The sequence below is a fragment of the Sorangium sp. So ce119 genome, assembly GCF_051524405.1.
GTDB lineage: Bacteria > Myxococcota_A > Polyangia > Polyangiales > Polyangiaceae > Sorangium > Sorangium cellulosum_G.
Genome location: NZ_CP150310.1, coordinates 10,165,725 through 10,192,212, shown reverse-complemented (window position 1 = coordinate 10,192,212; position 26,488 = coordinate 10,165,725). Strand labels below are relative to the sequence as shown.

General features: G+C 72.4%; 18 protein-coding genes, 2 tRNA genes and 1 pseudogene. 12 read left to right on the top strand and 9 right to left on the bottom strand.

Translation table 11 applies throughout. The features are described from left to right. Window positions 1–3: 3 nt before the first annotated feature. Window positions 4–1,116, bottom strand: a complete 1,113-nt coding sequence (locus WME76_RS38610) for a penicillin-insensitive murein endopeptidase (protein WP_437957153.1) — start codon at window positions 1,114–1,116, stop codon at window positions 4–6. A gap of 322 nt (window positions 1,117–1,438) precedes the next feature. Between WME76_RS38610 and WME76_RS38605 the strand changes: the two genes are divergently transcribed. The 4 genes from WME76_RS38605 (at window position 1,439) to WME76_RS38590 (ending at window position 4,121) form a co-directional block, all read left to right on the top strand. Next, window positions 1,439–1,512 (top strand) — tRNA-Arg (locus tag WME76_RS38605). Window positions 1,513–1,591: 79 nt separating this feature from the next. Next, window positions 1,592–1,667, top strand: a tRNA-Lys gene (locus WME76_RS38600). Window positions 1,668–2,227: 560 nt separating this feature from the next. Next, on the top strand, window positions 2,228–2,677 hold the full coding sequence (locus WME76_RS38595) for a hypothetical protein (RefSeq protein ID WP_437957152.1): 450 nt from the start codon (window positions 2,228–2,230) through the stop codon (window positions 2,675–2,677). Window positions 2,678–2,705: 28 nt separating this feature from the next. After that, the gene (locus tag WME76_RS38590) at window positions 2,706–4,121 is read left to right on the top strand and encodes a sugar porter family MFS transporter (RefSeq protein ID WP_437957151.1); all 1,416 of its coding nucleotides are present in this window, start codon (window positions 2,706–2,708) and stop codon (window positions 4,119–4,121) included. A 19-nt stretch (window positions 4,122–4,140) separates the two neighbouring features. On the opposite strand, the gene WME76_RS38585 is transcribed toward WME76_RS38590, so the two are convergent. Further along, complete coding sequence (locus WME76_RS38585; RefSeq protein ID WP_437957150.1) at window positions 4,141–4,770, bottom strand: LysE family translocator; 630 nt, start codon at window positions 4,768–4,770, stop codon at window positions 4,141–4,143. 245 nt (window positions 4,771–5,015) lie between these two features. Here WME76_RS38585 and zigA point away from each other — a divergent pair, with 245 nt between their 5' ends. Then, window positions 5,016–6,269: a zinc metallochaperone GTPase ZigA gene (gene zigA / locus WME76_RS38580; protein ID WP_437957149.1), complete on the top strand. Its 1,254-nt coding sequence runs from the start codon at window positions 5,016–5,018 to the stop codon at window positions 6,267–6,269. Window positions 6,270–6,353: 84 nt separating this feature from the next. On the opposite strand, the gene rpmG is transcribed toward zigA, so the two are convergent. Further along, on the bottom strand, window positions 6,354–6,524 hold the full coding sequence (gene rpmG, locus WME76_RS38575; protein ID WP_061616749.1) for a 50S ribosomal protein L33: 171 nt from the start codon (window positions 6,522–6,524) through the stop codon (window positions 6,354–6,356). A gap of 224 nt (window positions 6,525–6,748) precedes the next feature. Between rpmG and WME76_RS38570 the strand changes: the two genes are divergently transcribed. Then, complete coding sequence (locus tag WME76_RS38570; RefSeq protein WP_437957148.1) at window positions 6,749–7,432, top strand: DUF1826 domain-containing protein; 684 nt, start codon at window positions 6,749–6,751, stop codon at window positions 7,430–7,432. A gap of 3 nt (window positions 7,433–7,435) precedes the next feature. On the opposite strand, the gene WME76_RS38565 is transcribed toward WME76_RS38570, so the two are convergent. Continuing rightward, window positions 7,436–7,786 carry a hypothetical protein gene (locus WME76_RS38565; RefSeq protein WP_437957147.1) on the bottom strand — a complete coding sequence of 117 codons (351 nt, stop codon included), beginning with the start codon at window positions 7,784–7,786 and terminating at the stop codon, window positions 7,436–7,438. Between the two features lie 280 nt (window positions 7,787–8,066). Here WME76_RS38565 and WME76_RS38560 point away from each other — a divergent pair. From WME76_RS38560 to WME76_RS38550, 3 genes and pseudogenes are all read left to right on the top strand, one after another. Then, window positions 8,067–8,207 (top strand): annotated as a pseudogene (locus tag WME76_RS38560) (catalase); the annotation flags it as partial. A gap of 204 nt (window positions 8,208–8,411) precedes the next feature. After that, on the top strand, window positions 8,412–10,013 hold the full coding sequence (locus WME76_RS38555; RefSeq protein ID WP_437957146.1) for a serine/threonine-protein kinase: 1,602 nt from the start codon (window positions 8,412–8,414) through the stop codon (window positions 10,011–10,013). A 175-nt stretch (window positions 10,014–10,188) separates the two neighbouring features. Continuing rightward, entirely contained in the window at window positions 10,189–11,478 is a 1,290-nt protein-coding gene (locus WME76_RS38550; protein WP_437957145.1) for an Hsp70 family protein, read from the top strand. A gap of 1,131 nt (window positions 11,479–12,609) precedes the next feature. Here WME76_RS38550 and WME76_RS38545 read toward each other — a convergent pair. Further along, window positions 12,610–13,905 (bottom strand): metallophosphoesterase, encoded by a 1,296-nt coding sequence (locus tag WME76_RS38545; RefSeq protein ID WP_437957144.1) that lies wholly within the window; start codon window positions 13,903–13,905, stop codon window positions 12,610–12,612. A 752-nt stretch (window positions 13,906–14,657) separates the two neighbouring features. On the opposite strand from WME76_RS38545, the gene WME76_RS38540 reads away from it, so the two are divergent. Both WME76_RS38540 and WME76_RS38535 read left to right on the top strand, forming a co-directional pair. Next, complete coding sequence (locus WME76_RS38540) at window positions 14,658–16,046, top strand: glycoside hydrolase family 6 protein (protein WP_437957143.1); 1,389 nt, start codon at window positions 14,658–14,660, stop codon at window positions 16,044–16,046. A 269-nt stretch (window positions 16,047–16,315) separates the two neighbouring features. After that, window positions 16,316–17,245: a LysR family transcriptional regulator gene (locus WME76_RS38535; RefSeq protein ID WP_437957142.1), complete on the top strand. Its 930-nt coding sequence runs from the start codon at window positions 16,316–16,318 to the stop codon at window positions 17,243–17,245. Between the two features lie 48 nt (window positions 17,246–17,293). Here the strand turns inward: WME76_RS38535 and WME76_RS38530 are convergent, their stop codons facing one another. Together WME76_RS38530 and WME76_RS38525 are read right to left on the bottom strand one after the other, a co-directional pair. Then, entirely contained in the window at window positions 17,294–18,373 is a 1,080-nt protein-coding gene (locus WME76_RS38530; protein ID WP_437957141.1) for a hypothetical protein, read from the bottom strand. A gap of 69 nt (window positions 18,374–18,442) precedes the next feature. Then, on the bottom strand, window positions 18,443–19,189 hold the full coding sequence (locus tag WME76_RS38525; protein WP_437957140.1) for a DsbA family protein: 747 nt from the start codon (window positions 19,187–19,189) through the stop codon (window positions 18,443–18,445). Between the two features lie 341 nt (window positions 19,190–19,530). Here WME76_RS38525 and WME76_RS38520 point away from each other — a divergent pair, with 341 nt between their 5' ends. Further along, entirely contained in the window at window positions 19,531–22,473 is a 2,943-nt protein-coding gene (locus WME76_RS38520) for an Eco57I restriction-modification methylase domain-containing protein (RefSeq protein WP_437957139.1), read from the top strand. A gap of 61 nt (window positions 22,474–22,534) precedes the next feature. Here the strand turns inward: WME76_RS38520 and WME76_RS38515 are convergent, their stop codons facing one another. Together WME76_RS38515 and WME76_RS38510 are read right to left on the bottom strand one after the other, a co-directional pair. Further along, entirely contained in the window at window positions 22,535–23,041 is a 507-nt protein-coding gene (locus tag WME76_RS38515; RefSeq protein ID WP_437957138.1) for a response regulator, read from the bottom strand. A gap of 662 nt (window positions 23,042–23,703) precedes the next feature. After that, window positions 23,704–25,968, bottom strand: a complete 2,265-nt coding sequence (locus WME76_RS38510) for an SdrD B-like domain-containing protein (RefSeq protein ID WP_437957137.1) — start codon at window positions 25,966–25,968, stop codon at window positions 23,704–23,706. Window positions 25,969–26,488 lie beyond the last annotated feature (520 nt).

Below are 26,488 nucleotides of genomic sequence, written 5' to 3'. Positions count from 1 at the left end.
ACCTCAGCGGGGGGCGTCTGCCTGCGCGGCCGCGCCCGCCGCGGGCGGGGCGGCCGTGGTCGCCGGCGCGGCCGCGTCCTCCGCGGTGACGTCCTCCGGAGACGCGAGCGCCGCGGCGTCGCGCGCCTTCTTCGGCTCGCCCGTGGCGCACCCGGGTCGGGCCACCGACTCCTCGACGCAGGCGCCGCGCATCGACGCGGGGCACGCCACGCGGATGTGGAAGTGATCGTTGTGCAGGTCGGCGTCCCTGGGGCTCATCATCGCGGCCGCGGCCCGGGCCCGCATCTCCGCCGGCACGCGCTTCTTCGCGGCGTAGGCGAGCAGCCGCGCCCTCAGCGCGTCGGTCACGAACAGGTACTTGACCCCGGCCTGCCGGTCCTGGAGCAGCGCCTCGACGAGCGCCCAGTTGCGCATGTCGTCGAACCGCGCCCCGGGGAGGCCGATGGCGTTCCCTCTGTCGTCGAACGCCACGAACCGCTCCGTGCGCAGCGTCTTGCCCTTCGAGTTCACGACGTAGAAGCCGACGTCCGCGTCGCGCCCCGTCTGGTGGGAGTTGTGCCCGTCGAGCGCGCCGCCCGCTCTGGCGGAGAGGTCCCCGACGAGCAGCGCGGAGTCGCCGTGCTTCTTGGCCACCTGGAAGGCGGCGCGCCGCAGGGCCTTCACGAGCACGGGCAGCCCCCACGTCCTGGCGCCCTCGCGCGTCTTGAGGTGCCGCGACGACCGGAGCCGCACGGCGCCCGTCAGCCGCCCCCGGTTGGGAGCGCCCTTGGACAGGAGCCTGGGCTCGTCGGCCTCGGCGGCGGTGCCGCCGCGCTTCGCGCGGAAGGCCTCGTCCCGCTTCGCGGCGCGCGTCCTGGCCGCGCGCTCCGGCGCCTTCGCCTTCGCGCCGTCGCGCTGCGCCGCCCGCGCTTCGCTCTCGGCGCCGGCCGAGCTCCGCGCCGCGCGGCGCTTGCCGTGCGCGCTCTTGCCGGCGGCCGGCTGCTGCCCCGCCGCGACCGGCTCCGCGCTCGCCGGGGCGCCGAAGGCCGGCGCTGCGACCAAGAGCGCGAGCAGGAGAGCGGCGACCGGGCCCCGGGAAGCGAAGAGGCGGCGAGAGAGCGGGCGAAGCAGCGGCATGACGGGGGCGGACCCTACCCCGCGGCGCCGCGCGCAGAGAAATTCTTTCGCAGCCGCCCGCCGGCCAGGCGCGGCGGCAGGTCCCGCGCGGACGCTCGGAAGCGATGTCCCGCCCGCGGCGCGGGGAGGCGAGGGGGGGCGGCGCGCGATGCCGCTGGTGCCGGGCGCGTAGCGCCGCGTGGGCAGGCCCGGGAGGCCGTCCGTCCGAGCTCAACGGAGGGGGGCGGCCTGAGAATTGCGCGCGCTACGTCTTCAACGCTTGACACAACCGGTCCGGTGCGGTTAGAAGCGTTCCGCGTGCCCCGCCGAGGGGACCGCAGGAGCGCCCGTAGCTCAGCTGGATAGAGCGTCGGACTTCGAATCCGAATGTCGCCTGTTCGAATCAGGCCGGGCGTGCCGGGCTCAACGGGCGACTCAAGCGATCCGGCGAGACTCCGGGAGCCTGTTCCAGGTTCGGTTGATTGACAATCCATTCGGGCCATTAGCTCAATTGGTAGAGCAGTGGACTCTTAATCCATTGGCTGAAGGTTCAAGTCCTTCATGGCCCACCAAGGATACGCTGAGGATCTCGCGATCCTCAGCGAGACCGAGCTGCTCCGCTCGACGATTCGTGGACGGATCAGTCGAGCGGACTGACCAGCTCGGTCGGTAATCTGGCAAGCGCTTCGCCCGGCCAGGACTCTGCAGTCCTCGCGCAGGGAGCTCCCGGCTCGCCGCGGATCGTCACGCTCGGTCCGTGCAGGCGAGCGTGCTGATCAGCGCGTTCTCAGCCTGACGCGCGTAGAGCCGGGTGTGCTGCGCGCCGGCTGGCTCGGGAAGCACGCGACCGGGCATGTGATGCCGGCGCGTCCGGTGCGTAGAGGCCGCCCCGCGCCTGATCCCGATGGTGACATCACGACATCAACCGAGGCTGCGGCAGGCCGGAGTGCACGCCGCGCGTCGTGCATGTCCTCGTGGCACCGCCACCCGACGATTCATATCCCACCCCGGCACGATGCTTGCCGGAACACGACGACGTGACCGAGCAGCCGCGGTACCGCCCAGCCCGGATTCGATGCCCGCGAGCGGTAGCGGGGCCGCCGCGAAGCAGGATGGCGATCGAGGTGGCGATATGAAGCTGGTTGAGACGGGACGACGGGTCGGCTGCCGGATAGGGCTCACGCTCTGTCTTCTCGCGAGCGTGGCGCTCGCCGGCTGCGGCGGCCCGAGCGCGCAAACCGTTCATGGCACGCAGCTCGCGCCCGGCGCCGACGCGCGCATCACCGCCGATATCGACGCCGACGCCGCGACCACGCGGCTGGCGGTGGACGTCGTTCACCTCCCGCCGCCCGCGCGGATCGAGGCTGGCAGAGAGCGCTTCGTCGTCTGGCAGCGCCCGGGCTCCGACACCCCGTGGCGACGGGTCGGAGTGCTCGACTACGATCCCGACAGGCGAAACGGCGCGCTGGTCGAGACGACCGTGCCACATGCCAGCTTCGAGCTGCTCATCACCGCCGAGACGCAGAGCAGCCCCCCATCCCCGTCGTCTGCCGCCGTCATCGGTCCGACGTCGGTCGGGTAGCGTCGCGCTCGCGCGGTTTTTCGGGCTCATGCGAGATCCCACGGCGCAGCAGGGGCACGGGCATGCTGAGCAGCACGTCTCCACCGCGCGGATCGCCCTCATCGCGTCCGTCGCCGCGCTGGGCGGCTTCCTCTTCGGCTTCGACACCGCCGTGATCAACGGCGCCGTCGGCGCGCTGGAGAGGATGTTCGCCGCGCAGGCGGTCACGGTGGGCCTGTCCGTATCCTCGGCGCTGCTCGGCGCGGCCGCCGGCGCGGTGTTCGCAGGCCGGTTGGCCGACCGCCACGGTCGGACGCGCACGATGCTCGCGACTTCCCTGCTCTTCGTCGTCAGCGCGGCGGGCTCGGGGGCGGCGGTCTCGCCCTGGGACTTCAGCGCGTGGAGGGTGCTCGGCGGCGTGGCCATCGGCGCGGCGAGCGTCGTCGCTCCTGCGTACATCGCGGAGATCGCGCCGGCTCACCTCCGTGGCCGCCTCGGATCGCTCCAGCAGCTCGCGATCGTCGTCGGCATCTTCATCGCCCTGCTCGTCGATTATGCCATCGCGACGTCCGCGGGCTCGGCGGCGAACCCGTTCTGGCTCGGCGCCCGCGCCTGGCGATGGATGTTCTGGAGCGCCATCCCGGCGGCGCTCCTCTACGGGCTCGGCGCGCTGCTGATCCCCGAGTCCCCGCGCCACCTCGCGGCGAGGGGGCGCGTGACCGAGGCGCTCGTCGTGCTCCGCGGCGTCGTCGGCGCGGCCGCCGAGGCGAAGCTCGTCGAGATCCAGAGGACGCTCTCGTCCGAGCGACGGCCGACCCTCGCGGACCTGCGGGGGCGCTCCGGGCTGCTCCGCATCGTCTGGATCGGCATCGGCCTCTCGGTGTTTCAGCAGCTCGTGGGCATCAACGTCATCTTCTATTACTCGAGCGTCCTCTGGCAGGCGGTCGGGTTCTCCGAGCGAAGCTCCCTCGCCATCACGGTCATCACCGGCGTCACGAACATCGCGACCACCTTCATCGCCATCGCGACGGTCGATCGCCTCGGGCGCAGGCCGCTGCTCATCGCGGGTTCCATCGGAATGGCGCTGACGCTCGGCACCATGGCGGCCGTGTTCGGCGCCGCGGGCGAGGACGCCGCGGGCAACCCCGTCCTGCGCGGCGCAGCCGGCCCCGTCGCGCTGCTCGCGGCCAACCTCTATGTCTTCTGCTTCGGGGCGTCCTGGGGCCCGGTGACCTGGGTGCTGCTCGGCGAGATGTTCGACAACCGCATCCGCGCCCTCGCCCTCTCGATCGCGGCCGCCGCGCAATGGCTGGCGAACTTCCTCGTGAGCGCGACCTTCCCCGCGCTCAAGGTGGCCGGCCTGGGCGTCGCCTACGGGCTCTACGCCGCCGCGGCGGCGGCCTCGCTGGCGTTCGTCGTCGCCTTCGTCCCCGAGACGAAGGGCAAGGAGCTCGAGGAGATGTGATCCCGGGAGCTCTCGCTCCTCAGGGACGCTCCAGGACCATCCGCACGCCGAGCGCCACGAGGACCACGCCGGAGACCGCCTCGAGCGTCCGGCGCGCGCGACCGCCGGCCATGGCGGCCTGGAGCCGGCCGAGGAGCAGCACGAGCGCCAGGTACCAGGCGGTGTCCACGGCGACCCACACGAGCGAAAGGACGAGCAGCGCCGACATCATCGGCGCGCCGGTCGGCACGAACTGCGGCAGGAAGGAGGCCGCGAACACGGCCGCCTTGGGGTTCGCCAGGATGGTGAGCAGGCCGATGCGGAAGGCGCTCCAGCCGCCGGCAGCGGGCTCCCTGGCTGCCGACCCCGCGTCGCCGTCGCCGGCCCGACGCCGCCCGAGGATGGACTGAACGCCGAGCACGATGAGGACGGCCGCGCCGGCGAGGCGGAGCGCGTGGTAGGCGACCTCGGAGGCCTCGACGAGCGCAGAGGCCCCGAGCGCCGCGACGAGCGCCCAGAAGAGGAGCCCCACCTCGTTCGCGGCGATGGTCGCGAGCGCGGCGCGGGGCCCGCCGCGCAGGGCCTGCCGCACGATGACGGCGGTGCTCGGCCCCGGGATCATGGCCAGCACCAGCGCGGCACCGCAGAAGGCAAGGAGGGTCGAGGTCACGAGGACCCTTGTGTAGCCGCTGAACGCTCCGCCGGCCAGGCCCGGCCGCGTGCCCTCGGGGCCGGAGCGTCGGGCGGGCGAGTCCGCCCTCCAGGCTCCCTTTCGCCGGAGTGCCCTGGCCAGCGGCCTTCGCCGCCCGAAGCGGCGGCGAGCGCACGCGAAAACGCAATTGTATTGCAATTGATGTTTGGTTGCCCTAGTGTGGCGGGCCCGCGCTGCGGACGCGCGCCGAGAGAGGCCTCTTTGTGACTCCAAAGCTCCCTGTGACCGTGCTGTCCGGCTTCCTGGGCGCCGGCAAGACCACGCTGCTCAACCACGTCCTCGCGAACCGCGACGCGCTGCGCGTCGCCGTGATCGTCAACGACATGAGCGAGGTCAACGTCGACGCGGCGCTCGTCCGGGGTGGGGGCGCGGCGCTCCGCCGCGTCGAGGAGAAGCTCGTCGAGATGTCGAACGGGTGCATCTGCTGCACCCTCCGGGAAGACCTGCTGGTCGAGGTGGCCCGCCTGGCCGCGGAGGGGCGATTCGACTACCTGCTCATCGAGTCGACGGGCATCTCGGAGCCGCTCCCCGTGGCCGAGACGTTCACCTTCGCCGACCCAGCGACGGGCAAGAGCCTATCGGAGCTCGCCCGGCTCGACACGCTCGTCACCGTGGTCGACGCGCAGCGGTTCCTCGCGGACTGGACGAGCGCCGACGAGCTCCGGGCGCGCAGAGCCGCGCTGGACGACGACGACGAGCGCACGGTCGCCGATCTGCTCGTCGAGCAGGTCGAGTTCGCGAACGTGCTCGTGCTCAACAAGACGGATCTCGTCGGCGAAGACGAGGTCGAGCGGCTCACCGCGATGCTCCTGCACCTGAACCCCGGCGCCCGGGTGATCAGAGCCTGTCGCGGCCAGGTCGATCCGCGCGAGATCCTCGGCACGGGGCTCTTCGATTTCGAAGAGGCGGCGCGCTCGCCCGGCTGGATGAGGGCGCTGCGCGGCGAGCACGTGCCCGAGACCGAGGAGTACGGGATCGAGAGCTTCGTCTACCGCGCAGACCGCCCGATGCACCCGGAGCGGCTCTGGGCCTTCCTTCACGGCGCGACCGCGTGGGATGGAGTGCTCCGCTCCAAGGGGTTCTTCTGGCTCGCGACCCGCATGGACACCATCGGCGCCTGGTCGCAGGCGGGCGGCGCGGCCTCGTTCGAGGCGGCGGGACGCTGGTACGCGGCCCTGCCCGTGGAGCAGTGGCCGGAGGACGAGGAGGAGCGCGCCGCGCTCGACGCCGCGTGGAATCCGGTCTGGGGCGACCGGCGGCAGGAGATCGTCTTCATCGGCGTCGACATGGCCCGAGACGAGCTCACGCGCGGCCTCGACGCCTGCTTGCTGACCCAGGACGAGATGGCCGCGGGGCCCTCCGGCTGGAGCCGACTCGACGATCCCTTCCCGGCGTGGGAGCAGTCAGAAGAGGTGGAGAGCGAGGCCGAGACCGAGCAGCCACTCAGCCCTGCGTGAGGCCTGCGTGAGGCCTGCGTGAGGCCCGCGTGAGGCCCGCGTGAGGCCCGCCGCAGCACGACGGGCCCACCCTCCGTGTCGCGCTTACTTGCCGCCCCCCTTCGAGATCTTCCCTTCCGTGAAGACCACGTGTTTGCGGGCGATCGGATCGTATTTCTTCATCTGCATTTTCTCCGTCATCGTCCGCTTGTTCTTCGTCGTGTGATAGCAGTAACCAGTTCCAGCAGACGAGACGAGCTTGATGGTATCGCGCACGAGGTGTCCTCCTTGCTGGCGCGCGTCGACGCTCGCCGACGCTTGACGTCAGGCCGCCTTCCGCGCAGCGGAGCGCCGTGCGGGCCGGACACCGCACCATTACCTCGGCGCGGCTGCTGATGCAACTTGATTGCATCAGCGATGCGACCTGTGGCATCATGGCCCGTGAGGCTTCGTCGCGGCATGACGGCTCAGGCTGCGGCGCACACGGAGACGAACACGATATGATGACGACAACGATCGCTGAGGATCCCGGAGATCTCGCGTCTCCGCGCGCGGAGCCGGGCAGCTCGACGCGCATCGTGACGGAGCTCGCCGACCTGGCCGAGCTCGCGTCACCCGAGGTGAGCGCGTGCGTGCTGCGGCGACGCATCGACGCCGACGTCGAGGGCTTCGTCCGCGAGCGGCTCCTGCCGCGGCCGCTCTCCGAGGCGCTGCTGGTCGATCCCGCCGCGCCCGACCTCGCGGCGCTGGCCGCGGGAGCGCCCCCGTCGTCCGGCCGTGACGCCTTCCTTCACGACGTGCGCGGGCTGATATCGCTCTTCGCGGATCTCACCGGCTGCCCGCGGGTCGGCGTGCGGCTCGCGCGGCTCACGACGCCCATGTGTCCCCGTCTCCACGCGGACATGGTCACCGTCCGCCTGGTGACGACCTATGTCGGGCCCGGGACGGAGTGGGTCGAGCACGCGTCCGTCCGGCGGGACCGGCTCGGACACCGCGCGAACGGCGTCCCCGACGAGCGCTCGGGCGTGCTGCGCGCCGGCGCGCGCCTCCGCCGGATGGCGCCGTTCGACGTCGGGCTGCTCAAGGGCGAGGCCTGGCCAGGCAACCGGGACCGCGGCGCAGTGCACCGGTCGCCGCCCGGGACCGCGCCGCGCGTCGTCCTGACGCTCGACGCCCTGGCCTGAGCGCTACGCCATCACCTGCACGTCGCCGTGATGGTCGCAGTGCCCGCTGTGCGGGTGGTGCAGGTGGCCGTCGACGAGGAAGTCCACGTGGTCTCCGTGGGGGACGGCGGGGTGCCCGCAGCCCTGTCCGTGCTTGTGCTTCACGTCATGTCCCGAGCACGCGTGGCTCGGGGTGCACTGCGCGGGGTTCGCGTCGTCCACCGAGAGGACGTGCTCGTCGAAATGGCCCTCATGCTGATGATGCAAGTGGCCATCATGCAGGTAGTCGACATGGTCGCCGTGGCGGATCGCCTGGTGTCCGCACGTCTTGCCGTGATCGTGCGCATGATCCTGGTGCGTCGCGTGGTCCTTCATCCTGATCTCCTTGGTCGAGCGGGAGGGAACGCATTGCTCCGGAAGAGCAGAGGCCGCTTGCCTCAGCCTCCGAGGCCCCGATCCCTCGGCTGCCATTCACGAGGACGCGGGCCTCAGGTGAGTTAACCTACCGCAGCGCACGCGCGAGTCATTCAATTTCTCGGGGAGCGATCGTCGCCGCCAGAGCCCGTCTCCCGGCCAGCGCGCCGCTCGAATTCGCGCGGCCGCTCGCCGAGGGCGCGCAACTCACCACCCATTCAAGGGATTCCCATTCTCCCGTACCGGTGACTCGCTGAAGTCCGGCCCGCTCGGCCCCACGCTCCTCGCGGACGTTCACTTCCGTGAACAACTGGCCCGCTTCGACCACGAGCGGATCCCGGCGCGCGTCGTGCACGCGCGCGGATCCGGCGCTCACGGACATCCCCGCGTGACGCCGACGGCAGTGTCGGTGGATGGCGGCAGATGTCGGCAAATTCCGCCGAATGTCGCCGCGCCATGGGACGCCTGCGGGCCTGCGTGACGCCCGCAGGCGCTGCGCGACGCCGCCGGCGGGCGCCGCGCGCCGCAGGCGGGCGCGGCCGATCCGTCTCCCTCGGACCCGCATCTCGTCCTAGACTCGCCGTCGATGGTCGAGCTAGCCAGGCACGCCGACCCGGACCAGGCGCGGCAGGCACCCCCGGAGAGACCCACCCGACGTTGCCCCGTCTGCGGGGTCCGGTACCCGCTCGACTTCCTCGTCTGCCCCATCGACGCGACGGCGCTGGAGCTCCAGGGCGTCACCGCGACCGACCCGATGGTCGGCGAGCTGCTCGCGGGGAGCTTCTGCATCACCGGCGTGATCGGCGCGGGCGGCATGGGCCGCGTCTACGTCGCCGAGCACATCCGCCTGCCGAAGCGCTTCGCCGTCAAGGTGCCCCACGAGCACTTCGCCAGCCACCGGGAGGCGATGGCGCGCTTCGAGCGCGAGGCCCAGACGATCGCGCGCGTCGGCAACGAGCACGTGATCGACGTCGTGGACGTCGTGCGCCTCAAGGACGGCCGGCCGTGCATGGTGACCGAGCTGCTCAAGGGCGAGGACCTCGGCAGCCTCCTCGATCAGGTCGGCAAGCTGCCGCTCCCGACCGCCATCACCATCTCGCGCCAGGTGTGCCGAGGCCTGGCCGCGGCCCACGCGACCGGCGTCGTCCACCGCGACCTCAAGCCGTCGAACCTGTTCCTCGTGCGGCGCGAGGGGGGCAGCCTCCACGTGAAGATCCTCGACTTCGGGGTCGCCAAGGTGCTCGACGGCGCCGACCTCACCCGCACGGGCTCGGTCGTCGGCACGCCGCAGTACATGGCGCCCGAGCAGGCGCGAGGCTCCGCCGAGGTCGACTCGCGCGCGGACATCTACGCGGTGGGCGCCGTGCTGTACCGCATGCTGACCGGCGATCGGCCGTTCCCCGACGAGGAGCCGACCCGGGTCATGATCCGCCTGCTCACCGAGGATCCGCGGCGCCCGCGCGACATCGACAGGACCATCCCGGAGGGGCTCGAGGCGCTCATCCAGCGCGCCATGGCCCGCGCGCGCGAGGACCGTCCGCCGTCCGCCCAGGAGCTCGATCGCCTGCTCGCGGACTTCGACATGCAGGACCCGCTCAACCCCGCGCGCGCGCTCGCGCTGCCCACGGCGGTGACCGAGGGCGCGCCGAACGACGAGGTGGCCACCGTCGTCATCCCCAACGCCCAGGGGCAGACCGCGGACGACGTGACGCGCAGGGCGCGGCGCGCGCGGCCTGTCGCGGTGCTGCTGTCGATCGCGGTGAGCCTCGCGGCGGGCGCGGCCGTCTTCACCAGCGCCGCGATGGTCCTGCGGATGATCTACGGCATCACCGAGCGGCGGGCGCTCGACGAGACCGAGCTCCTCATCGCCGGTGGGGCCGCGGGGGCGCTCTCGCTCTTCGCCTTCATCGGCACGATCCGGGTGCTCGTCGGCCGCTGGCGGAGCGCGCCGGCCATGGAGCGCCTCGGCAAGGGCCTGCTGGCCACGCTGGTGTGGCTGTTCATCTCGTGCGGCGTGCTCGCGCTCTGCGCCGCCGCCTACAACGCGTTCGCGCTGCCGATCCCCGCGGCGTGGCTCGCGCCGACCGACTGGCTCGGCTGGATCAACGTGGGCGTCGTGGGGCTGCCGACCCTGATCGCGCTGGTGGCGCTCATCGTGGCGCTGCGGCGGGTGACGCGCGTCTCCTAGCCCGGCCCCTCCACGGCGGCCCACGGTGGGCGGCGATTTGCGGGCGCAGGGGAGGGCGAAATCCGGTCATCCCGCGAGCCCGTCACCATTCTCTCATGCATTCGACAGCTTGTAAATAGGTGGTTGAATCGGCGAGATCTCCGGGCCCGCAAAGCACCCATGAGGAGGCGAGATCATGTCCGCACGATTCAGGCCTGAGATGTATGCCGTCGATTTCGGTACCTCCAACTCGCTGCTCTCGGCGGCGAGCGCGGAGGCGACCTGCCCGCCCATCCCGCTCGACAGCGCGGCGGCAGACCCGACCGTCCTCCGGAGCCTGCTCTTCTTCGGGCAACAGCGGTTCTCGTGCGGCGCAGCGGCGATCACCGATTTCGTCGCGAACGGGATGCAAGGGCGCTTCATCCGCTCGATCAAGAAATACCTCCCGGACCGGAGCTTCTCCGGCACCCAGATCGGGCACCGGGTCGTGACCATCGAGGACCTGATCGGTCGGTTCCTCAAGGAGATGCGCGATCAGGCGAACCGATATTTCGAGGCGGACGTCGCGCGCGTCGTGCTGGGCAGGCCGGCGAAGTTCTCGACCGACCCGGCGGACGATCGGCTGGCCGAGGAGCGGCTCGAGCGGGCGGCGCGCATCGCCGGGTTTCGCGAGATCTTCTTTTGCCCCGAGCCGGTCGCCGCCGCGCACGATTTCCAGCTGGAGCTCGACCGCGGGGCCGTCGTCCTCGTGGCCGATTTCGGGGGCGGGACGTCCGATTACACGATCGTGCGGATGCGCCGGGAAGGGTTCGCGCCGTCGGACGTGCTCTCGCTCGGCGGCGTGTCGATCGCCGGGGACGCGCTCGACGGGAGCCTCATGCGGCACAAGATCGCGCGCCACTTCGGCGCAGAGGTCACCTACCGCGTCCCGCTCGGCTCGAACCTGCTGACCATGCCCCGGCCCATCGCCGAGAAGCTCTGCTCGCCGGCCGACATGACCGTGCTCCAGCACCGCGACGTGCTCGCCTTCCTCCGCGACGTGAAGGCGTGGTCCCTCGGGCCCGAGGACCGAGAGCGCATGGATAACCTGCTCTGCCTCGTCGAGGATTCCCTCGCCTTCCGGTTGTTCGAGGAGATCGAGCGCAGCAAGTGCGCGCTGTCCGGCGAGGCAGCGACGGAGTTCCGCTTCGACTACCCGTCAATGCACATCCGCGAGCCGATCGCGCGGGAGGACTTCGAGACCGCGAGCGAGCGGCAGATCGACGCCATCCTCCGCGCCCTCGACCACACCGTGCAGGACGCGGGGATGTCGTTCGACGACGTCGACGTCGTGTGCTGCACCGGCGGCACCGCCAGGGTGCCGGCCCTCCGACGCGCGATCGAGCGCCGCTTCGGCCCGGCCAAGGTGAGGCAGCTCCGGAGCTTCCACTCGGTCGTGCAGGGGCTCGCCGAGCGCGCGCGCAGCATCGCCGCCGCGTCCGCCTGATCGGCCGCCGTCGGCGCCCGGGGCCGAGCGCGCGCCGTCGGCGCCCGGGGAGGGCACGGCCGCGCTCGCCGCCGCCCCGCCGCCGCCGAGCCAGCGGGGGTCGCCCTCGACGATCCACGGGTACGCCTCGTGGAGCGCGCGCTCCATCCGGCCGCCGTAGGTGTGGCCCGCGCCCTCGGCGTGGAGGACGCGCGCGGTCAAGCCGCCGCGCTCGAGCACCGCCTGCGTCTCGCGCGCCTTGGCCGCGCAGTCGGCCCGGCCGCACGCGAGCAGCACCCGCGCCCCCCCGGCGCCGCGAAAGCGCCGGGCGGTGCCCAGCGTCCACTCGCCGAAGCCGCCATAACCACCCTCGATCAGCGCCGCCCGCGCGAAGCGCGCGGGGTGCCCGGGCAAGAGCAGCGCGCCCATGATCGCCCCCTGCGAGAACCCCGCATAGACGGGCTCGCGGAGATCCACCCGATCCCCGAAGCGCCGCGCCAGCGCCGAGACGGCCGCGGCGACCTCGCGGCTCAGCGCGCGATGATCCGGGTAGTAGAAGATCCCGTCCGGCACCCGCGCGTCGATGGGCTTGCCGCGCGGGCAGAGGATGAACCCGGCGCCCCGCACCATCGCGCGCCAGACGTCGCAGTGCCACTCGGGCCGATCGCCGGCGCCGTGCGCCACCACGATCACCGGCCGCGGCCCGTCGCCGCTCGGCAGCACGACCACCGCGGGCCCGTAGCCGGGGACCTCGAGATCGACGAACGCTCCCTGCTCGGACGGCGGCGGCGGCGGCGGCGCGGGCGCGGGCGCGGGGCGATCCTCCGGCGCGTCGAGGGACGCGTCGCTGCGGCCCACCGGCGCGGCGAGCGGCGCGGGCGCGCACCCACCGGCGCCGATCGCGAGCGCGACAGCGAGGAGAAGCGCCCCTCGCGGGCCGCAGGTCGGCAGCGCTCGTCGGCTCGTCACGCGCATCGCGACTCGGAACCTGAACACCAGGAGCGCGAGAATCAAGAAGCGGAGCAGAGGCCCTATCCCGAAATACAGGGAGAACCTTCGCGAGCGCGCGAGCGCTCGTGGGAGCCTCATGCAGGGAAAAGGGGATGTTCCCCCACCCGTCGTGTCGAGCGCCACGCCGGAGCCGGACAGCGCCTAGGCCGCCACGAGCACGATGCGGCTCACCTCGGGGGGCGCGCCGATGCGCGCGGGCGGGCCGGCGGTGCCGAAGCCGCGGTTGATGTAGAGATGCGCGCTGCCGCGCTGGTAGAGCCCGGCGACGTAGCCGTGAGGGAGCACCACGTCGGCGGGCCGGACGACCAGGTTGACCTGGCCGCCGTGCGTGTGGCCGCTGATCTGCAAGGCCACCTCGCCGGCCGCCTCCGGGAAGAACACGGGGTTGTGACAGAGCAGCACGCGCGGCAGGTCGCGCGGCACATCGGCGAGCGCCCGGCCGAGGTCGGGGCCGCCGCCGGGCACCCGACGCCGCGCCCACACGTCGTCGACGCCGAGCAACGCGAAGGCGCCGCCGGCCCCTCCGATGACGCGCCCCCGATTCTGCAGCACGTGGGCGCCGCCGCGCTCGAGCGCGTCGATCGTCGCGTCGATGCCGGCGAAATGGTCGTGGTTCCCCGGGATCGCCGCGACCCCCTCGCGGGCCAGCGGGCCGAGACGCCGCGTGAGCCGCCCGAGGTGCTCGGCGTACCGCGGATCGAAATCGATGAGATCGCCCGTCATCACGATCAGATCGCCGCGCGCCTTGCGCACGAGATCCTCGGCGGCGCGCATCTCGGGCTCACCCACGAACAGCCCGAGGTGGATGTCCGAGAGCTGCACGATCGAGAAGCCGTCGAGGCTGCGCGGCAGCCCCGGTATCGGAATGGCGATCTCCTCGATGACGTAGTCGTGCCGCCCGACCAGCGCGCCGTAAACCGCGCTGCCGCCGCCGATGAGGAACGCCGAGCCCGCGGCCCCGTTCGCGAGAAACGCGCGTCGGGGGAGCGCGGGCGGCGCGCTCGGCGGCGCAGCCGGCGGGATGGCCGGCGCGACGGGCTCGCCCGCGGCGCCGCCCTCCTCGCGCGCCGCTGCGTCCGCGGGTCGGCCGGCCAGGTCGGCGGCGCGCGGGGCCGCGGCGGCGCGCGCGAGCGCGGCGCGCCCGAGCCGCGCGATCAGCCGCCCGAGATCGACGACGGCGAGCAGGACCGCGGAGATCAGGACGGCGAGCGAGATGGTGCTGCCCCCGAGCCCCATCGCGCGGAGCACGCCGTCGGGCAGCGCGCCGCGCCCGAGCCGCGAGAGGGTCATGGCGATGAGCCCGGCCGCGAGCAGAAAGGAGAGAGCGCGCCGGGCGCGAGGCCCCAGGCCGAGCAGCCGGGAGGCGCGCCGGTGCACGTACACGCCCATGGGGCCGACGACGAGGAGGATGATCACCGAGATGATGAGAAAACGCATGGCGGGCTCTGCGGAGGGCGAGGGGACCGAAGCGTAACCGATCCGGCACGCCCGGCCAGAAGCCGCTCCAGGACGGCCCGAGCGAGCCTTTCCGGTACGCGCCTCGCCGTCGCTGGACGCGGCCGGCGCGCTCACCCGGTGTCACATCATGAGCGCTGATCGGGGCGCGAGGCCACGCGGACAGGACGCGAGCGAGCGTCCCTCCTCCGCCGAGCACGTCGTGACGCACCCCATGGCGCCACGCGTCGCACGGTGCTTCGCCGCGGCGCCCGCGCTTAGGTCGTCGGGATCTCCTCGGCGCGCCGACGCGCAATGGGTGAGCTCACGACCACGGATAGGGGGCTGGAAAACTACCCGAAACGATTCTCGTGGTTTGCCATGTCACCGAGTGCCGGGCTGCGCTGTCCAGTCGTGAGGATCACGCGCTGCGTTGAGCGAACAGGAGGCAGCGCGTGCGATGCGCGTCGGCGCGTTCTCCACAGGAGGAGCATCCCTGCGGCGCCGTGGTTGGACGCGCTCGTGACGCGCGCGTGAAGCGAGATGTGGACGGACGTGTTTTATTCGCCGTGAAAAAATAACCGCACGGCAGATGATGAAGCCACGGTGAGATCGCGAAGTCGTCGTTTGTTCTTGCTCCAGCGAAACCGTTGGTCTAGATTCGGCGCGCTAATCTTGACGTGCTGAGTTTGCCTGGTTCCTTTGGCGAAGTAGATGAAAGGCTTAGTATGCTGAGAAGGAATTCGCATCTGGGGTTGAGCAACTGGTGTGCGGTCCTCATCGCCGCATCTCTCGCGGCGTGCTCGGGTGCAGGCGAGAACGGGGGGGACGAGGGAGCGGGCGGCGCGAGCGGCCCGGGGGGCACCGGCGCGGGCGCGCCGACGGGCGGCACCGGCGCGGGCACCCCGACGGGCACCGGCGGTGGCACCGGCACGGGCACCCCGACGGGCGGCACCGGCACGGGCACCCCGACGGGCGGCACCGGCACGGGCACCCCGACGGGCAGCACCGGCACGGGCTCGGCCTCCTGCCCCGGGGGCGTCGACATCACGGCGCCGGCGGGCAACCCGTTCGACGGGGGGACGCTGTTCGTGGACCCGGAGTACGTCGCGAAGGTCCAGTCGTCGATCGACATGACGTCGGACGAGGCCCTCAAAGCGAAGATGGTAAAGGTCCAGTCGATCCCGACCGCGTTCTGGCTCGACAGGATCGCGGCGGTCGACCGCCTCGCGGGGCACCTCGACAAGGCGATCGAGGAACAGAACCGGACGTGCAAGCCGGTCATCCCGGTCATCGTCGTGTACGACCTGCCGAACCGCGACTGCTTCGCCGAGGCGTCCAACGGCGAGCTCCGGCTCGAGAACGGCGGAGCCGAGCGGTACAAGACCGAGTTCATCGACAAGATCGCGGAGATCTTCGCCGCCCGGCCGAACCTGCGCATCGTCACGGTCATCGAGCCCGACTCGCTCCCCAACCTGGCGACGAACATGGGCAAGAAGGACTGCTCCGAGGCGACGGCGGCTGGCTACAAGGACGGCGTCTCGTACGCGCTCAAGAAGCTCAACATGGCGCACGTCCATCACTACATCGACGCCGCGCACTCGGGCTGGCTCGGCTGGCCGGACAACCAGAAGAAGGGCGCCGAGATCTTCAAGGAGGTCCTCGACCTCGCCGGCAATCCGCCCAACGTCCGCGGCTTCGCGACCAACGTCGCCAACTACACCCAGCTCAGCTACAGCACGGAGAGCTACGAGCAGCAGTCGAACCCCTGCTTCGGCGAGTTCGACTACGTCAATCAGTTCGGCGCAGCGCTGCAGACCGCGGGCGTCACCGGCAAGCACTTCATCATCGACACGAGCCGCAACGGCGTCGGCAACATCCGGGACGACTGGGGCTACTGGTGCAACAACATCGGCGCCGGCATGGGCGAGCGGCCCAAGGCGAACCCGGGCGGCGCGACGAACCTCGACGCCTTCTACTGGGTCAAGCCGCCGGGTGACTCCGACGGCACCGCGGACACGACCGCGGAGCGCTTCGACGCGTTCTGCGGCTACGACAATGCGGACCAGCGCGCGCCGGAGGCCGGTTTCTGGTTCCACGAGTACTTCGTGGAGTGCGTGAAGAACGCCAACCCGCCGCTCTGATCGGCGTCTGCGGCTGTCCCAGGCCGTGACGAGCGCGCTCCGTCGAGCGCGCGCCGGCGGCCGGGGCAGGCGAGGAGCGTAAAAAAAGGGGTCTACCCGCCCGCGGGCCGCGCGGCCGGCTGGAGGGTAGACCCCTTGGGAAAACGCTCCTCGCCTGTCCCGGCCGCCGCGCTGTTTTTGTCGACCTCACCACCCGCGTGAAAGGCCCGCCGCCGGCGGGCGGACGCCAGGCCGCCGTGCCGCGGCGAGCCGTGGCATGGTGGTGCCCGGTGCACGACTCCATCACGCTCGATCAGCTCCGCACGTTCATCGCGGTCGCCGACGAGGGGAGCTTCTCGGCGGCGGCCAGGAAGCTCCGCCGCGTCCAGTCGGCCGTGAGCCACGCGATGGCCAACCTGGAGGGCCAGCTCGGGATCGTGCTCTGGGACCGATCGACGAGGATCCCGTCGCTCACGGAGCACGGCCGCGTCCTGCTCGACGCCGCGCGGCGGGTGTGCGCCGACGCGGACGCGCTCAGCAGCGCGGCGCAGCGGCTCGCCGGCGGCCTCGACCCGCTCGTCTCGCTGTGCGTCGACGCGGTGTTTCCGCTGTCCGCGCTGGTCGATCTCTGCGTCGAGTTCGCGCGCGTCTACCCGACCGTGGAGCTCGTCGTCCACACCGAGAGCATGGCCGCCGTCGCCGACAGGGTCCTCGACGGGACGTGCCAGCTCGGCGTCGTCGGGCCGGCCGCGGCGGCCCAGGGGCTCGAGCGCCGGCACCTCACGTCGGTGCGCATGGTGCCTGTCGCCGCCAGGTCGCACCCGCTCGCCGCCGCCCAGCAGGGCGCCGCGCGCCTCGCGACCGAGCAGCTCCGCGAGCACGTGCAGATCGTGCTGAGCGAGCGCGGCGCGGCGCGCTCGCCGGAGCAGGCCGTCCTGTCCCCCCGCACCTGGCGCGTCGTGGACCTCCAGACCAAGCGAGAGCTCCTGTGCGCCGGGCTCGGCTGGGGAAACCTGCCAGAGCACATGATCCGCGACGACCTCGGGACGGGGCGCCTCGTGCGCCTGCGGCCGGACGCGTGGGGCGACGACGAGCACCTCCTGGCGCTCGCCGTGGTCCACCGGCCGGGGCTCGTGATGGGCCCCGCGGGGCAATGGGTGCTGAAGCGCCTCGTCGAGCTCTGCTGCCAGCACGTGGGGTGCCCGGAAGAGCCGCGGTGACAGGGCGCTCGAGCGCCCGCCGGCCGCCGCCGACCTCGCCCGATCTCGTCAGAGCGAGAGCCGCGAGAAGAGCTCGTTGACGCGGATCGCGGCCGCGACGCTCCCCGTGTCATGCGCGTAGTCCATGGCCGCGAACAGGTGTGTCTGCTCGAGGTCGAGCCGCTCCGGCGAGCGCTCGAGGAGCGCCACGTAGTGCTCGAAGAAGCGGCGTTGATCGAACTGCGTGCGCTTCAGCACGGCGTGGCGCACCGTCGCGTGCAGCGCGAAGCGGCCCGCGAACGGCTCCTGCACCAGCCGGAAGCGGCGCAGCGAGGCGAGCGCGTCGCCGGCGCTCCGCCCCGCCCGCGCGAGCTGGGCGAGCGACGCCTCGTCGATGTGGTCGCCGTTCGAGTGCGCCAGCACCGCGAGCATCCGGCGCGCCGCCGGCGCGAGCCCGCGGAAGGCCCACGCGACGAGCAGGCCGACCTCGGGGAGGTCGTCCTCGTGATCGATGACCTGCACGCGGTCGACGCCGCCCGCCACGAGCCAGCCGCGGAGCTCGTCGACGTCGGCCGCGCCGCTCGCGACGATCGCGTCGGCGAGCTCCAGGGAGACGGGGTTCCAGCGGAGCAGGCGCGTCAGCGAGGCGACCGCGGGGAAGGGGCTCTGCCCCGAGGTCACGAGCGGCGCGATGACCGGGAAGATCGAGACGCCGGCGACGAGGCAGCGGCGCGCCGTGATGACCCAGGTCACCGCCTCGTCGCGCAGGTCGTCGAGCAGCTCGGCGACGGCGCGGTCGTGCTCGTGGTTGTCGAGCACGATGAGCATCTCCCCGAGCGCCCGCAGGCGGCGCCGCAGCGCCGGCAGCGAGGGCGACGGCCCCGCCCCGAACCGGAGCGACAGCATGCCGAGCAGCGTGCGCGCGTCCCAGGCGCCGACCCGGAACCAGTGGATCCCGCCCGGGAGCTCGCGCGCGAGCTTGTGCCCGAGCGCGCACGCGAGCGTCGACTTGCCGCTGCCGCCCGTGCCGACGAGCGCGATGCGCGTCGGGCGCGACGCGCGCAGGGCGGCCGTGAGCGTCGCGAGCTCGCGGCGCCGGCCGCGCAGCGAGGGGGGCGGGGGAGGGAACACGTACGGCGAGGCGGTCATCCCCGCGCGAGCCTAGCAAAAGGCGCGGGGGGACGGCGCCTCTTCGCCCGCGTCGCCGCCTCGTCGTGGTCACATCGGCGGGGGCGGCGCGCGCAGGAGCAGCTCGATCGCGCGGGAGATCGGCTCCGGCGACATCGAGGTGAGGCGGAGCCGGCGGAGCTCCTGCCCCTGTCGGCTCAGGAACACCGCCGGCACGCCGCGGATCTCGAGGCGCCCGGCCTCGGCCTGCGCCTCCGCGAGCTGCCGCGCGACCTCGGCGCCGTCGCGCTCGGCCATCGCCTGCGCGGCGTCCACGCCCGGCAGCTCCGAGGCGACGCGCAGCAGGAGATCGTCCGTGATCGTCGGGCGCTCGCGCGCCTGGATCCGGAAGAAGTGGTCGACGAAGTCCCAGAGCCGGTCCTGCATCCCGACGGCCGCGGCCATGCGCGCGGCCTGCACGGAGCCTGGGCCGAGGAACGTGAGGTTCCGGAACACGAGCTTCACCTGCCCGGTCCTCACGTGGCGCTCGAGGATCGCGGGCAGCACCTCGAGCGCATAATCCCGGCAATGCGAGCAGCGGAGATCGGAGAACTCGACCAGCGTGATGGGCGCGCTCGGATCCCCGAGGACGATGCCGTCCTGGGGAATGCCGGAATAGAGGCCGACACCCGCGCTGGCCGCGCCGGTGGCCTCCTGTTCGGGCTCCTCGCCGGCGCCCTGGCAGGCCGAGATCCCGAGCAGGAGCGCGGCGAGCAGGGCGCCGCGCCGCGGCGCGGAGCGAGGGTGTGAATTGCGCGGATGGGCGAGTGCGTATCGTTCGATCAGCTCAGGCTTCATCCCGGGACACACGGCACGATCCATACCCCCTCACGAGCGCGCCGGAGACCCGCTCACGAGCATTCCGGTAAACGGCGCTGCGCGAGGATCTCCGGGCGAGCAAGGACTCCTGTCCAGCGCGCCGGCGGCGTCGAGGGGCGAGATCGCCGGGGTCGAGCGCGCAGAGATCCGAGATGCCCTGTTCTCTCCCGGCGTCGCTGCGCGGCGGCGGTCCGCGCTGCCCGGCGCCCGCCCGTCGCTCGTCGCTCGTCGCGGCCGGGACCCCGCCGCGGCCGCGCGCGACCCGGCGACGGGGCGCTTGCCTGCGCCCCGTTCCTTCCGCAATGCTCGCGCGGCCCCGCGTGTCCTCGGAATCCCCTCAGCTCAGCGCCGCCCTGCGCCGCGACCGTGAACGGGTCGGCGCCTTCGCTCCGCCCGACAGCGCGGGGGAGGTCGCCGCGCCGCCCGGCAGCGCGAGGGAGGCCGGCGCGCCGCGCGGCGAGGCCGGGCCGCCCCCCGACGGCGTGGCCAGGCAGCTCCGCGAGCAGGCGCAGCGCGCGCTCGGCGAGCTCCTCCGTGGCCTCCAGGCAGCCGATCTGCAGGGCCCGGACGTCGCGCGCGGCGGCACCGCTGCAGGGCGGCGGCACCTCCATGCCGGGCTCGTCGCCGCGCTGATGCGGATCATCTTCCTCCTCTACGCGGAGTCGCGCGGGCTGCTCGCCGGCGCGCCCGGCGACGGCGCGCCGGTCGCGCGGCTCTTCGAGGAGCTCGAGGAGCACCTGCGGTGCGGCGGCGACCTCGAGCGCCGCCACGGCGCGTGGGCGCGCGTCGCGGCGCTCTTCCGCGCCCTCGCCGACCGCGGTCCCCGGGGCGCGCGCGGCGGCCTCTGCGACCCGGACGCGTTCCCCTTCCTGGAGAGCGCGCCCTGGCTCAGCGACGGCGTGCTCCGCCGCGTGCTCTCGGCGCTGCTCGTCCACGACGGCGCGAGGGGCCGCTACGGCGATCTCGAGGTCGAGCACATCGGCACGCTCTACGAAGGCGTGATCGCGCTCGATCTCGAAGTCGCCGACGGCGAGTCGATGGCGCTCCTGCCGTCCCACGTGGTCGTCGACCTGGAGGCGCTGCTCGCCCTCCCCGGCGGCGAGCGGCTCGTGCGGCTCGACGAGGCGGCGGACGTGAAGCTCGGCGCGCGCCACGCCGCCGCCGTCGCCGCGGCCGGCACCGTGGCCGATCTGGCGCAGGCGCTCGCGCGCCGCGCGTCCCCGCGGCAGCCTGGCCGGATCGCGCGCGGGACGCTCTACCTTCAGCCGGGCCAGATCAGAAGGCGGGCAGGATCCTATTATACACCGCGTGACATAGCATGTCACGTCATTCAGCGTACGCTCATGCCCTTGCTCCAGGCCGCGGGGCGGCCGCCGGCGCCCGAGGACATCCTCGCGCTGGCCGTGTGCGACCCCGCGATGGGATCCGGCGCGTTCCTGGTGGAGGCGTGCCGCCAGCTCGCCGCGCACCTGGCCGCGGCCTGGCAGCGCGCCGGCGAGGGGCCGTACGTCGCGGCCGGGGAGCCGCCGCTCCGCCGCGCCATGGCGCTCGTGGCGGAGCGCTGCCTGTACGGCGTCGACCTCGATCCGTTCGCGGTCGACCTCGCCAGGCTCTCGCTCTGGCTCGTCGTGGCGCAGGGTGACGTGCCGCTGAGCTTCCTCGACGGCAAGCTCCGCTGCGGCGACAGCCTCATCGGCGCCTCGCGCGCGGAGATCGGCGCCTTCCCGGCCGAGGCATGGTCGCGCGGCGGCGCCGCGGACGGCGCCGTGGAGCGGCGAGCGCGGCGGGCGCTGACGCAGCGGGCTCCCGCGCGGGCGGAGGGCGCGCGGGCGCCGCGGGCATCGACCAGCGCGCCCGGCGATGCGGCGGAGCGCGCCGCGGTCGCGGAACCGGCAGAGCGCGCCGCGGTAGCGGAACCGGCGGAGCGCGCCGCGGTCGCGGATCAGACGGCGCTCGACGCCTGGATGGCCCTGTGGTTCTGGCCCCTGGAGGGCGATCCAGCGGCCGCGGCGCCGACCCCGGAGACGTTCGACCGCCACATGGCCGCGGCGCGCGATCCGGCCGACCCGCGCGCCGCGCTCTCGCGCCGCATCGCCGAGGAGCGCCGGTTCCTGCACTGGGAGCTCGCGTTCCCCGGGGTCTTCGATCGCCCGGAGCCGGGCTTCGACGCCGTGATCGGCAACCCGCCCTGGGTCGCGTACGTCGGCCGCGCCGCGCAGCCGATCGCGTCCGAGGTCTTCAACCTCCACCTCCGCAGGAACCCGGCCTTTCACGGCTATCGCTCGCTGCACGGCCTGTTCGTGCGCCGGGCGGCGTCGCTGCTCCGTCCGGGCGGTCGGCTCGGCCTCGTCATCCCGACGTCCGTCTCGGATCTCGACGGCTACCGCCCGACGCGGCGCGCGCACGACGCCCTCTGCGCCGTCGACCCGGACCTCCCGAGCTTCGGCAGCGACGCCTTCGAGGGCGTGTTCCAGCCGTGCATGGGCCTCCTCTCGACCCGCGTCGGCCGCGTCGGCCCCGCGTCCCCCCGGGCGGCGGCCGGCGCCCCGTGGCCCCTCGCGCGCTCGGACCTCGACGTCGTGGCCAGCCGGCTCCTCGATCGGCTGAGCGCGCTCGCCCCGCTCCCCGCCGCCCTGTTCGGGGAGCGCGGCTTCCAGACCACGGCCGAGGATGCCGAGCGCATCCGGCGCGCGGACGTCCCCGTGCCGCCGTACACCTGCCCCATCCGGGAGGGCACCGACGTGGGCGAGCTCATCGCGCGCGCGCCGCGCCACCACGTCGACCGCGCCGCCGTGAAGGGCCGCTTCCGCAAGGACGAGGACTGGAGGGCGGTGCGGCTGCTCATCCGGCAGACCGCCCGGTACCCGATCGCCGCGCTGAGCGACGGCCTCCCGTTCCGCAACTCGATCCTGGCCGGCTTCTGCGACGCCACCTGGAGCGAGTATGCGCTGCTCTGCTACCTCAACTCCTCGCCTGTCCGGTGGTGGCACTACACCCGGCATCGCGACGCGCGCGAGGGCATGCCGCAGGTGAAGATCGCGCACCTGCGCGCGATCCCCGCGCCCCCGCCGGGTCGGGCCGATCTGATCGCCGCGCTGGACGCGCTCGGGCGGGAGCTCGGCCCGGCGAACGCGGGTCTGCCCGGCGAGGCCCGGCGCCACCTGGACACCGTGGTGGCGACCATGCTGGAGATGACCGAGGAGGAGCGTCGCTGCGTGGCGGCCTGGGCGGCGGCGACGCCGCTCCCGCGGCCGGACGGCTGAGCGCCGGCCAGCGGCCCCCGGCGGAGCGCTCCGCCCTGCTGGGCGCAGCGTCCGCGCCGCGTCAGAACCCGCCGTCGAAGCCGGGCGCGTCCTTCGCGCCGTCCTTCGCGCTGTCCTTCGCGCTGTCCTTCAGGCTGAACAGCGCGCTGCGGAGATCATCGAGGTCGAACGGCTTCTCGAACACCGCCGAGGCGCCCAGGCTGCGCGCGGCCGCGTGCAGGTGGGGGTCGCCGAACGCGGTGATCAGGATGACCGGCGGCCGGTGCCTCAGCTCGGACAGGCCCTCCAGGATCTCCATCCCCGAGAAGCACGGCAGCTGGATATCACTGACGATCGCGTCGATCGGCTCCGGCGGCTCCTGCCCACCGAGCCAGGGCGCCACCTTGTCGAGCAGCTCGAGGCCGTTGCGCGCCTCCGAGACCTCGAACCCGTCGCGCCGGAGCGCGAGGGCGAGCGTCGCCCGCATATCATCGTCGTCCTCCGCGAGGAGGATACGCTGACCTTTGCCGAACAAGCCGCAAGGCGGGACCAAGGGCTTGTCGCCAATCCAGCTTTCCGTCAGGTTCATGGCCGCTTCTCCTTAACTACAGTACAGGCCCGCCAACACAGCGCCCTCGGACCGTCCACCGCGATCCTCGGCGATCGAACCCGCAGGATTTGCAGCGCCCGTGCCACCCTGTCCTCCTTGTGCAGTGGAGCGGGCTCGACGAGACTGTTGCGCTCGCGGGACCGCGGTGTCCGCGGCGTAGGGCGCGCCGGCAGGAGTCCCCTTCCGCCTCGTAGGGGCAATTTGTCGCGCGGAGGGGCAGATCACGCGCACGCGTGGGGCACTTCCGTCTCCCCGCCTCGCGGGCTCGCGCCTCACGGCCCGCGCGCGGATCGCCTCGCGCGCAGGGCCGTTCCACTCCGAGCGGGAGCCGTCGGGCCGTCGACGCAACAGCGTCCGTGGCGTCCTTGCCGAAGAGATCGGTGACCTTGGAACAGCCGGAACGGCCGCGGAGGTCGGGCGAGCGAGCAGCGATGAGGCTGCCTCTCTTGACGAGATCGCCCGGCGAGGAGCGGCGGAGAGGGGAGGAGGAAGAGGAGGAGGACGGGCCAGCGCCGCGCGAGTCGGGTCGCTCGGGGGGCGCTGGCCGGGCGGGGAGAGCGCCGTCTACCGGTCGCTACCGGTCAATCGCTGTCGTGGGGCGGTCGCCGTTGTGGGTCGGCTTGCCGGTCGATGACCGATCATCAGTCGCGGTGCGGCGCGCAGAGGCGGCCGTTGTTGTAGTTGTCGAGCGTCTCGGCGAGAGGCTGGCCGACGGTCCAGGGCGTGTTCTTGCCGTTCTCCTTCACGTTGGTGCCGAGCGGGTACTGCTTGAGCCAGGCGTCGGCCTTGGCGATGGTGTCCTCGATGCAGCTCGACTGATTGCCGATACCGACATTGAGCTTGGCGACGATGAGGTGCTTCGCGATGATGTACGTGACGTCGCCCTTGGTCGGACGGCTGATGATGTCGAGGAGCTGGGCCTTCGTGTACGTCTTGCCGCCGATGGTCATCGACGAGACCTTCCACGCGCTCTCGTGGTTCTTCCAGTAGCCGGGGGTGCCGGTGCCGGGGGCCGCGGCCGGGCACGCGCCGCAATCGGCGCTGCAGCTCGAGCAGTCCTCGGAGCCCGCCTTGCAGGTGCCGTCGCCGCAGACGGGCGGGCATTCACCGCAATCGGCGCTGCACGTCGAGCAGCTCTCGCCGACCTCGCAGACGCCGCTGCCGCAGACGGGCGGGCAGATACCGCAGTCGCTCGGGCACTCGAGGCAGTCCTCGCCGGCCTCGCAGCTGTCGTTGCCGCAGACCGCGGGGCAAGCGCCGCAGTCGCCGGCGCAGTTCGAGCAGTCCTCGCCGGTCTCGCAGACGTTGTTGCCGCAGACCGCGGGGCAAGCGCCGCAGTCGTCCGAGCAGGTGCCGCAGTCCTCGCCGGCCTCGCAGGTGCCGTCGCCGCAGACGGGCGGGCAGGCGCCGCAGTCGTCCGAGCAGCTCCCGCACGACTCGCTGGCGTCGCAGGTGCCGTCGCCGCAGACCGGCGGGCAGATGTCGCAGTCGGCGCTGCAGCTGCCGCAGTCCTCGCCGGCCTCGCAGGTGCCGTTGCCGCAGACGGCCGGGCAAGCGCCGCAGTCGACGGCGCAGGTGCCGCAGCTCTCGTCGCCGCCGCAGACGCCGTTGCCGCAGGAGAGCTGGTAACCGAAGTCCGCGTCGAGCAGGTCCTGGGCCCAGCCGAGCGACACCGTGCCCACGTTGTCGAGCCCGCCGTCGGGATCGGCCGTCGGCTCCTGTCCGGCGAGCGGGCCGCTCGTCATGAAGTTGTCGGAGGTGATGACCACCGAGTAGGTGCCCGCGGGGAGGGTGTCGAAGAGGTAGAAGCCGGGCTGGCCGGTGTAGGGGCTGTTGCCGGTGACCGTGAAGTCGACGAGCTGGCCGCCCTGGAACAGCTCGACGCGGACCCCGTTGACGCCGAGCTCGCCGGTTTCCGGCTCGTAAAGCCCATCGGCGTCGCTGTCGAGCCAGACCGTGTCGCCGATCGACGAGTACGTCACGTAGCCGAAGTCGGCGTCGGTCACGTTCTCCCCTGCGTCGAGGGTCACGGCGAGCGGCTCGTCGTCGGTGGTGAGGAAGTGGCCGAGCGGGAGCGTCGCGTCGTCGACGCTGACGACGTAACAGCCCGCTTCGAGCTCGCCGAAGCGGTAAGCGCCGTTCGCGTCGGTCGCGGTCGTCCTGGGGGTCGTCCCGGCGTCGGCTGCGTTATCGCAGTTCGCGTCGACGAAGAGATCGACGACGACGCCGGAGATGCCGGGCTCGGAGGCGTCCTCGACGCCGTTCGCGTTCGCGTCGAACCACACCTTGTCGCCGATCGAGCCCTTCGGAGCCGTGTAACAGACCTCGAGGAGAGGGCGGTACGAGAGGTCGGTGTGGGCGCTGCCCTTGTAAGACGTCTTTCCGGTGGTCCCCTCCTCGAGGAGGACGCCGTAGCTTGGTGAAACCCCGCTCACCCACTCTTGCACGAGCCCGGTGAGGTCGACGCTGCTCCACCCGGTGACGTTGGGCACGAACGAGGTGAGCGCGGCGGGCTCGATGGCGCCGAGGTTGTTCCAGGTGACCAGGTTCTCGGCCCAGGGGGCGAGCACCTGGTGCACGTACACCTTCTGGGCCGTGCTGGTGTAGGTCAGGGCGTAGAACTTGGCGGACGTGACGAGAGAGCCGGCAGGGATGGGGCTCAGGTCGAAGCGGAACAGGGCGCGCTTCTCGCCGACCGTGCTGGAGTACCCCGTGTTCACCTCGTGAGGCGACGGGACGTGGTAGTTCGGAGCAAGGCTCCAGATCTCGGCGTTGAAGATGTCGCCCAGGGTGCCTCGCTTGATCACGGTGCACGTGGGCGAAGGCGCGGTGGTGTTGGCGAAGCTCGTGGCGGTGATGAACAGGGTGGCGAGCGCGGCAGAGGAGGCGATTGCGATCTGCTTCATTGGTAGCTCCTTGAGGTCCTCACGGGTGAACCACTGCTGGAGCGTCATCCGAATAGCAGGCACCATGACACACGGGTCAGGCGAGGTCGGTTTCGCGGGCTCCGGTCGGGCTGCGCCCCGCGGGGCTGATCAGGATCAGATCAGGTACGCGGGCGCCTTGGCTCGGATCGGAGAGCGGATGCGCAAAGAGACAGTGTTTAACTTAGCCACTCGATGTCGAAAGTGTCCAGATCTTTCTGGCAGCGATACGCGAAAAAATCATCGCTGGCGGCGACTTGCACAGTGACGCTTTTGGCCTGTGCGGTGACGCTTTTGGGCACCCCCATGCCCAGACCGCGTTCGTCAGCCCGCATCCACACTCCATGCATTGGAGCGCACGGACGACGGCGGCCCGCGGCGCGCGCTGTCGACGCGCGCTCAGCGACCGTCTCCGCCCCTCTGAAGGACCCGAGGGACGAACAGGATCGGATCAGGTGCGCGGGGTCTCCGAGCGAGATTTGATGCAGAGTGCGCACAGGAC